The following is an 8,865-nucleotide window of genomic DNA, read 5'->3' on the forward strand; positions in this document are numbered from 1 at the left end:
GGGCGAGGTGATCTGTGGCACTCTATGTACAGAAGTACGGCGGCACCTCGGTCGGCACGCTGGAGCGGATCGAGGCGGTAGCTGAGCGGGTCGAACAGACCCGCGCCCAGGGACATGACGTGGTGGTGGTTGTTTCCGCCATGTCGGGCGAAACCAACCGGTTGCTGGGCATGGCCCAGCAGCTGGATCCTGATGCCAACCGGCGCGAGATGGATGTACTGGTCTCCACCGGTGAACAGGTCACCATAGCGCTGCTGGCCATCGCGTTGAACAAACGCGGTTGCCCCGCGGTCTCGATGACCGGTGATCAGGTTCGCATTCACACCGATTCCGCCTATGGCAAGGCGCGCATCACCCACATCGACACCGACCGGGTTCAGGCTGAACTGGGCGCGGGCAAGGTGGTGGTGATCGCGGGCTTCCAGGGTCGTGACGAGCACAATGCCATCACCACCCTGGGGCGCGGTGGCTCCGACACCACGGCGGTCGCCGTGGCGGCGGCCATCAAGGCCGATGAGTGCCAGATCTTTACCGACGTGGACGGGGTCTATACCACGGATCCGCGCATCGAGCCCAAGGCGCGTCGTCTCGACACCATCACCTTCGAGGAGATGCTGGAGATGGCCAGCCTGGGCGCCAAGGTGCTGCAGATCCGTTCGGTGGAGTTCGCGGGCAAGTACCGCGTGCCGCTGCGGGTGCTGTCGAGCTTTGTCGAGGGAGAGGGAACGTTAATCACATATGGAGGTGAGAGGATGGAAGCTCCCCTGGTATCCGGGATAGCGTTCAATCGCAACGAAGCCAGCCTGACCATTCTGGGTGTGCCGGACCGGCCCACCGTGGCAGCGCAGATCCTGAATCCGATCAGCGACGCCAACATTGATGTCGACATGATAGTGCAGAACACGCTGGGCGATGGCACCGCTGATTTCACCTTCACGGTGAATCGCGATGACTATCGCCGGGCGCGCGCCCTGCTGGAGGAGACCGCCAGCGAGCTGGGGGCCGCCTGCGTGCAGGGCAACGGTGAGATCGCCAAGGTTTCCATCGTCGGAGTCGGGATGTGGAACCATCCTGGCGTCGCCCGCACCATGTTCAAGGTATTGGGCGAGGAGGGGATCAACATGCAGTTGATTTCCACCTCTGAAATCAAGATATCCGTGGTGATTGACGAGAAGTACCTGGAGCTGGCAGTGCGTGCTTTGCACTCCGCTTTTGGGCTGGATCAGGAGCCTCATGAGCAGCCCTTGGGAAACAATCCCTGATTGATTTAGTTTCAACCATTTACCATATCGGTATCTTTGTAAGATAATGTCGCATATCGATATAAATACAAAACAGGATACAGGAGCAAGCGAATGCTTATTTTGACTCGTCGTGTAGGGGAAACCCTGATGATTGGTGACGAAGTGACTGTCACCGTGCTGGGCGTGAAAGGCAACCAGGTTCGTATCGGCGTGAACGCACCGAAAGAAGTTTCCGTGCACCGCGAAGAGATCTATCAGCGCATCCAGGCCGAGAAAGTACCGGGTCAATCCGGCTTCTAAGCGGCATCAATGGCTGTGACAAGGCGACACCTCATGTGTCGCCTTTTGTTTTTTCGGAGCGCCGAAAATGGTGTCGCAGGGGGCGAAAGAGCGGGATAAGTGTCGATATTGCTTGAATATTCCACGCTTTGGCCAAATACCGAGCGAACGCACTTTTTTCTCCAAAAAAGTGTTTGACTAAAAATCCCTGTGAAGTATTATCAGCCCCGCAAACGGAGAGGTGGCCGAGAGGCTGAAGGCGCTCCCCTGCTAAGGGAGTATGCGGCTTATACCCGCATCGGGGGTTCGAATCCCCCCTTCTCCGCCATTTGCGCCCGTAGCTCAGCTGGATAGAGTACCTGGCTACGAACCAGGTGGTCAGAGGTTCGAATCCTCTCGGGCGCACCATATTAGACTCACGATGAGTCATGTACTGGCAATCAGCAAGCCGGTACAACTGAAAAAGGCTTACTGTTGAGTAAGCTTTTTTTATCGCTTTAAATCAGGGCGCCCGTAGCTCAGCTGGATAGAGTACCTGGCTACGAACCAGGTGGTCAGAGGTTCGAATCCTCTCGGGCGCACCATTTAAAGCAAAATCAAAAGTTTATGAGCGCCCGTAGCTCAGCTGGATAGAGTACCTGGCTACGAACCAGGTGGTCAGAGGTTCGAATCCTCTCGGGCGCACCATTTTGAAAGCAGTACCAAAAGTTTGTGAGCGCCCGTAGCTCAGCTGGATAGAGTACCTGGCTACGAACCAGGTGGTCAGAGGTTCGAATCCTCTCGGGCGCACCATTTTGAAAGCAGTACCAAAAGTTGATGAGCGCCCGTAGCTCAGCTGGATAGAGTACCTGGCTACGAACCAGGTGGTCAGAGGTTCGAATCCTCTCGGGCGCACCATACAGACAGCCTCGACTTCGGTCGGGGCTGTTTTTTTATATGGCCGCTCTGGGTATGGGATACGACCCGGGTGGCTTGATACTCGTCTCTTCACCTCTTCACCTCTTCACCTCTTCACCTCTTCACCTCTTCACCTCTTCACCTCTTCGCTTCAGTTCTGTGGCTTCGCTACTAAGATCGCGCTCACGGCAACCCAGAGTTCCGTGACAAGGACTTCCACCTCTGTATGACGGGCGCTTGGCGTCTCTCCCTGCCTCCTGCGGCCCACTGCGCCAACTTTCATGTTATCGCACCCTGTGCGCATCCCTTGGCTCTCGGTCAACCCACGCCCCTTTCCGCTGATAAACCCGCTCAGAGGCGGGCAGAGGCGGGCAGAGGCGGTTTGCAGGCAATAAAAAAGGATGCCGCGGCATCCTTTTTCATCCCCGCAGTCCGGGTGTCAGCTTTTCAGCCATTTGCGAATGCGGTTGGCATCGCCGATGGGGGTGCGTTTGCCCACCGAGTTGAGCAGCACTATGGCCAGCTCCTGATTGTCCGGCTTGGCCCGCATCAGCAGGCAGCGGCCCGCTTCGTCGGTATAACCGGTCTTGGAGAGGCGCACGTCCCAGTCCGGGTTCTTCACCAGCGGGTTGGTGTTGTTGAACATCAGGCTGTAGGCCGGCGTGCGAAAGCGCATGTCCTTGCTGGTGTCCTGGGTGAACTCGCGGATCAGCGGCTGGCGATAGGCTGCCGCGATGAGCTTGGCCAGATCCTGGGCGGTGGAGACGTTGCGGGTCGACAGGCCGGTGGAGTCGTAGAAGCGGCTGTTGCGCATGCCCAGCTGCTTGGCCTTGTTGTTCATGGCACGGATGAAGGCGGGACGGCCCCCCGGGTAGTGGCGGGCAAGCGCCGAGGCCATGCGGTTCTCAGAGGACATCAACGCCAGATGCAGGGCATCGCGGCGGGTCACCTGGGTGCCCATGCGAACCCGCGAATAGGTGTGTTTGATGGCGTCTCTGTCGTTCTGGTCTATGGTCAGGGTCTGGCCGAGATCCTGGCGGGCATCCAGCACCACCAGAGCCGTCATCAGCTTGGTGAGGGAGGCGATGGGACGCACCTGGGTGGGATTCTTCTGGTAGAGGGTCTTGCCCGTTCTGACATCCATCACCAGTGCGCTGCTCGATTGCAGCTGCAGTTTGGCCGGGTTGGGGGCAGCCAATGCTGCTGGCAGTCCCAGCAGTCCAACCAATGCATAAACCAGCGCCATAGCGCTAACCCGACACCGCATACTACCGACTCCATTCACGTCGAAAAAAAGGCGCTAGATTCACTCATTTTTACCCTCGCTTGACAAGAGTGCCAGCGGGTAAATCACCATTATTTCGCTAAAAAAAGGGCCATCTCGCGATGACCCTCTCTCTTTGCCTCAATCCCGTGGTGCACTGGCTTTGCGTTTGCTGAGCCAGCGCCAGATCAGCGCAATCAAACCGCCGACCAGCAGCACGATCGGCAGGCAGAGAATGATGCTGAGGAACTGGGACTGGTACTCGGCCGCCAGCTTGGTGTGACTGAGGAAGTAGCCGAAACCCACCAGCGGGCAGATCCACATGATGGAGCTGACCAGATTGACGATGAGAAAGCGCCCCTGGGGCAGTTCGGTGGCACCGACGATATAGGGGTAGGCGGTGCGCACGAAGGCGATGTAGCGGGCGGTGATCAGGGTCACGATGCCGTATTTGTCCAGCAGGTAGTAAACCTTCTGCTGGTGCTTCTCTTCCACATGGGACAGCAGCCGGTGGTAGAGCTGGGTATGGCCCAAAAAACGTCCCTGCATGTAGCCGAGCCAGGTGCCGACGAAGGTGGCCAGGATCAGCAGCGGGATCACCCCGAGGGAGAGCACGTCCTGATAGATGAGCACGCCGGTCAGGATCAGCAGGCTGTCGCCGGGCAGAAAGGCGGTGGGAATGAAGCCGTTCTCCAGCACCAGAAAGGTCAATAACACACCGCAGACCATGAAGGCCATCTTGGGATCGGATAGCGTCACCAGATCCTGATGCATAAAGGCGTGGGCCAGTTGGTAAAACTGTTCCATAGTTGCAAACTCCGCAGGTTAGCTGGGTTGATCAAGCAAGGGCATGGCAAGCACCTTGTCGATGCGCAAACCATCCATGTCAACGATTTCCAGTTGCCACTGTTCCAGGGTGACCAGGTCTCCCGTCTGGGGAACACGACCAAGGAGCAGCATGATAAGCCCTCCGAGGGTGTGATAGTGATGTTTTTCTTCTTCCGGTAGCCGAACCAGTCCCAGGCAGTCCTTCAATTCCGGCAGCGGAATGAGGCCGTCGAGCAACCAGCTGCCGTCGGTACGCTGAAAAGCCCAGTTGTCGTCGCCATCTTCCTGCTGGAAGTCGCCGGCCAGGGTCTCCAGCAGATCCTGCTGGGTGACCAGTCCCTGCAACTCGCCATATTCGTCCACCACCAGCACCATGTGCTCGGAGTGGGTGCGGAAGTGGTTGAGCAGCTCGAGGCCGTTGAGGGTCTCAGGCAGCAGGCTGCCATCCTGGGTCAATGCCGCCAGATCGATGGGTTCACCCTTGATATAGGCGTGCAGCACCTTGCTGACGTTGATGATGCCCACCAGTTCCGACAGGTTGCCGTCGCAGACCGGGAAGAAGCTGTGGCGATACTCCACCAGCCGCTGCAGGTTGACCTCCAGCGGCAGGGCGAGGTCGAGATAGCGGATATCGCTGCGGGGCACCATCAGCGAGGAGAGGCTGCGTTCGTCGAGCCGGAACACGTTGCGCAGCATGGTGTGCTCATGATCCTCGATGATCCCCGCTTCCGAACCCTCCACCAGCATGGCGTGGATCTCCTCCTGGGTCACGTTGGCGCTGGCATCCTGGCTGACTCTCAGCACTCGCAGGCTGGCCTTGGTGGAGGCCGACAGCAGCCAGACGAAGGGACGGGTGAGGGCGGCCAGCCACAACATGGGGCGGGCCACCAGGCAGGCGATGCGCTCGGCACTGATCTGGCCGAGCCGCTTGGGCACCAGTTCGCCGATGACGATGGAGAGATAGGTGACCACCACTATGACCAGCACGGTGGCGATAAGGCCGCTGCTCTTGGGGGTCATGCCCCACTCCTGCAGCCAGAGCGCCAGCGGCTGGGCCAGCAGGGATTCGCCGTAGATACCGTTGAGCAAACCGATACTGGTGATGCCGATCTGCACCGCGGAGAGAAAATGGGTGGGATCTTCGCTCAGCTTGAGCGCGATGGCGGCGGAGCGGCTCCCTTCGCTGACCATCTTGCTGAGGCGTGCCTTGCGTGCGGTGACGATGGCGATTTCCGACATGGCGAAAACGCCATTGAGCAAAATCAATCCAAACAGGATCAATATTTCCATACTGCGGCAGCACTCCTAGTAGAAAGATCGCTGGCAGTGTAATGAATTTGGGGGCGCTGCGCTTGTGAAAGCGGGTGATTTGGCTCGCTAATTTTGCATGACAACGCGCGAAATGAGGGGGAATGGCGGCGGGCGGGCAACAAAAAGCCCCCTGCAGGAGGGGGCTTTTGCGAGGCGGATGCCGGCTTACAGCGCGGCGATCTCGGCCTGTTGGGCTTCCAGCTTGGTCAGCTGGAGACGGTAATCTTCCAGCTTCTCGCGCTCCTTGGCGATGACCGCTTCCGGCGCCTTGGCGACGAAGGCTTCGTTGCCAAGCTTGTCTTCGATGCGGCCGCACTCGCCCACCAGACGGGCTACCTCTTTGGCCAGACGGGCCAGTTCGGCATCCTTGTCGATGAGACCAGCCATCGGGATCAGCAGCTCGGTGGCCCCGATCAGCTTCTTCACCGACAGCGGAGCGGCTTCACCTTCGCCAAGCACGCGGATGGATTCCAGACGGGCCAGCGACTTGAGGAAGGCCTCGTTGTCGGCTGCACGCTCGGCATCCTTGGCATCGCACTGGAGCAGCACGTTGAGCGGGACGCTCGGCGCTACGTTCATCTCGGCGCGGATGTTGCGGATGCTGACGATGAACTCCTTCACCCACTCCTGATCCGCCATCGCGGCGTCGTCCACCTTGGCGGCGTCGAACTCCGGGAAGGCCTGAATCATGATGGTGTCGGCGTGTACGCCGGCCAGCGGGGCGACCGATTTCCAGATGGTCTCGGTGATGAACGGGATGATCGGGTGTGCCAGACGCAGCAGGGTTTCCAGCACGGTCACGAGGGTGTGGCGGGCAGCGCGCTGCTCGGCCTCGGAACCCTTGGTCAGCACCGGCTTGGTCAGCTCCAGATACCAGTCACAGAACTGGTTCCAGATAAATTCGTACAGCACGCCGGCGGCGATGTCGAAGCGGTAGGTATCGAGGGCGGTACGGAAGTCACGGATGGCCACCTGCAGCTGGGACTGGATCCAGCGATCCGCCAGGCTGAACTGCATCTCGCCACCGTTGAAGCCACAATCCTGATCTTCGGTGTTCATCAGCACGTAGCGGGAGGCGTTCCACAACTTGTTGCAGAAGTTGTTGTAACCATCCAGGCGCTTCATGTCCCAGTTGATGTCACGACCGGTAGAGGCCAGCGCCGCCAGGGTGAAGCGCAGGGCGTCGGTACCGTGGGCCTCGATCCCTTCCGGGAACTGCTTGGCGGTACGCTTGCCGATCTTCTCGGCCATCTGCGGCTGCATCATGTTGCCGGTGCGCTTCTCCAGAAGGTCCTCGAGGCTGATGCCGTCGATCATGTCGAGGGGATCCAGCACGTTGCCCTTGGACTTGGACATCTTCTGGCCCTCTTCGTCACGGATGAGGCCTGTGATGTAGACGGTCTTGAACGGCACTTGCGGCTGGCCGTTTTCGTCCTTGATAAAGTGCATGGTCATCATGATCATCCGGGCAATCCAGAAGAAGATGATGTCGAAGCCGCTCATCAGCACGTCGGTCGGGTGGAAGGTCTTGAGCGCCTCGGTGTTGTTCGGCCAGCCTAGGGTGGAGAAGGTCCACAGGGCGGAGCTGAACCAGGTGTCGAGCACGTCTTCGTCCTGACGCAGCACGGTCACGGACGGGATGCTGTGCTTGGCGCGCACTTCATCTTCGTTGCGGCCCACGTAGACGTTGCCGGCGTCGTCATACCAGGCCGGGATGCGGTGACCCCACCACAGCTGACGGGAGACGCACCAGTCCTGAATGTCGCGCATCCAGGAGAAGTACATGTTCTCGTACTGCTTGGGCACGAACTGGATGCGGCCATCTTCCACCGCCTCGATGGCGGTCTTGGCCATGGGCGCCACGCGCACGTACCACTGGTCGGTCAGCATCGGCTCGATGGGCACACCACCGCGATCGCCGTAGGGCTGTTGCAGCACGTGATCCTTGATCTCGGCCAGCAGGCCCAGCTCGTCCAGCTTGGCGACGATGGCCTTGCGGGCGGCAAAGCGCTCCATCCCGGCGAACTCGGTCGGCAGGGCGGCGTCATAGGCGGTGCTGGGGTTGCCGTTGGAGTCGACCACTTCGGCCTCGGCGCGCACGTGGGCGTCCAGGGTGAAGATGTTGATCATCGGCAGGTTGTGGCGCTTGCCCACTTCGTTGTCGTTGAAGTCGTGGGCCGGGGTGATCTTCACGCAGCCGGTGCCCTTCTCCATGTCGGCGTGCTCGTCGGCGACGATGGGGATCAGACGGTTCACCAGCGGCAGCAGAATGTGCTGACCGATCAGCGCCTTGTAGCGCGGGTCTTCCGGGTTCACCGCCACGGCGGTATCACCCAGCATGGTTTCCGGACGGGTGGTGGCGACGATCAGGTGATCCTGGCCTTCGGCGGTCTTGGCGCCGTTGGCCAGCGGGTAGCGCAGGTGCCACATGTGGCCCTTGATCTCGCGGTTTTCCACTTCCAGGTCAGAGATGGCGGTGTTGAGCTTGGGATCCCAGTTCACCAGGCGCTTGCCGCGGTACATCAGGCCATCTTCGTAGAGACGAACGAACACTTCCTGCACGGCGCTCGAGAGGCCTTCATCCATGGTGAAGCGCTCGCGCTCCCAATCCACGGAGTCGCCCAGGCGGCGCATCTGGCGGGTGATGGTGCCGCCGGACTCTTCCTTCCACTGCCAAATCTTGTCGATGAAGGCTTCCCGGCCGTAATCGTGGCGGGTCTTGCCCTCTTCTGCGGCGATCTTGCGCTCAACCACCATCTGGGTGGCGATACCGGCGTGGTCGGTACCCGCCTGCCACAGGGTGTTCTTGCCCTGCATGCGGTTGTAGCGGATCAGGGTATCCATCAGGGTTTGCTGGAAGGCGTGACCCATGTGCAGGCTGCCGGTGACGTTCGGCGGCGGGATCATGATGCAGAAGGAGTCTTTGCTGGTGTCGCCGTGGGGCTTGAAGTAGCCCTGAGCTTCCCAGTGCTGGTAGAGCGCCTGTTCGATGGCGTTGTGATTAAAAGTCTTTTCCATGGTCTCGCCGTAATCTGGATGGAT

6 protein-coding genes and 6 tRNA genes are annotated in these 8,865 nt (G+C 59.8%); 8 read left to right on the top strand and 4 right to left on the bottom strand.

The genetic code is table 11. From position 1 onward, the window contains the following. Positions 1 to 14 precede the first annotated feature (14 nt). The 8 genes from I6L38_RS22490 to I6L38_RS22525 all read left to right on the top strand — a co-directional run bounded on the left by I6L38_RS22490 (position 15) and on the right by I6L38_RS22525 (position 2,420). Entirely contained in the window at positions 15 to 1,262 is a 1,248-nt protein-coding gene (locus I6L38_RS22490; RefSeq protein ID WP_005305167.1) for an aspartate kinase, read from the top strand. A 93-nt stretch (positions 1,263 to 1,355) separates the two neighbouring features. Continuing rightward, positions 1,356 to 1,544 (top strand): carbon storage regulator CsrA, encoded by a 189-nt coding sequence (gene csrA / locus I6L38_RS22495; RefSeq protein WP_005305164.1) that lies wholly within the window; start codon positions 1,356 to 1,358, stop codon positions 1,542 to 1,544. Positions 1,545 to 1,758: 214 nt separating this feature from the next. Beyond that, a tRNA-Ser gene (locus tag I6L38_RS22500) sits at positions 1,759 to 1,851 on the top strand. Positions 1,852 to 1,854: 3 nt separating this feature from the next. Continuing rightward, positions 1,855 to 1,931, top strand: a tRNA-Arg gene (locus tag I6L38_RS22505). Between the two features lie 99 nt (positions 1,932 to 2,030). Beyond that, positions 2,031 to 2,107 (top strand) — tRNA-Arg (locus tag I6L38_RS22510). Between the two features lie 26 nt (positions 2,108 to 2,133). Next, positions 2,134 to 2,210 (top strand) — tRNA-Arg (locus I6L38_RS22515). Positions 2,211 to 2,238: 28 nt separating this feature from the next. Continuing rightward, positions 2,239 to 2,315, top strand: a tRNA-Arg gene (locus I6L38_RS22520). Between the two features lie 28 nt (positions 2,316 to 2,343). After that, positions 2,344 to 2,420, top strand: a tRNA-Arg gene (locus I6L38_RS22525). Between the two features lie 439 nt (positions 2,421 to 2,859). Here I6L38_RS22525 and pbpG read toward each other — a convergent pair. From pbpG to I6L38_RS22545, 4 genes are all read right to left on the bottom strand, one after another. After that, entirely contained in the window at positions 2,860 to 3,687 is an 828-nt protein-coding gene (pbpG, locus tag I6L38_RS22530; protein WP_005305161.1) for a D-alanyl-D-alanine endopeptidase, read from the bottom strand. Positions 3,688 to 3,825: 138 nt separating this feature from the next. Further along, positions 3,826 to 4,491, bottom strand: a complete 666-nt coding sequence (locus I6L38_RS22535; RefSeq protein WP_005305157.1) for a DedA family protein — start codon at positions 4,489 to 4,491, stop codon at positions 3,826 to 3,828. 18 nt (positions 4,492 to 4,509) lie between these two features. Then, positions 4,510 to 5,802 (bottom strand): hemolysin family protein, encoded by a 1,293-nt coding sequence (locus tag I6L38_RS22540; RefSeq protein ID WP_024943394.1) that lies wholly within the window; start codon positions 5,800 to 5,802, stop codon positions 4,510 to 4,512. A 186-nt stretch (positions 5,803 to 5,988) separates the two neighbouring features. Beyond that, complete coding sequence (locus tag I6L38_RS22545; protein WP_216988983.1) at positions 5,989 to 8,841, bottom strand: valine--tRNA ligase; 2,853 nt, start codon at positions 8,839 to 8,841, stop codon at positions 5,989 to 5,991. Positions 8,842 to 8,865 lie beyond the last annotated feature (24 nt).

Source organism: Aeromonas sp. FDAARGOS 1408 (assembly GCF_019048665.1).
Classification (GTDB): domain Bacteria; phylum Pseudomonadota; class Gammaproteobacteria; order Enterobacterales; family Aeromonadaceae; genus Aeromonas; species Aeromonas dhakensis.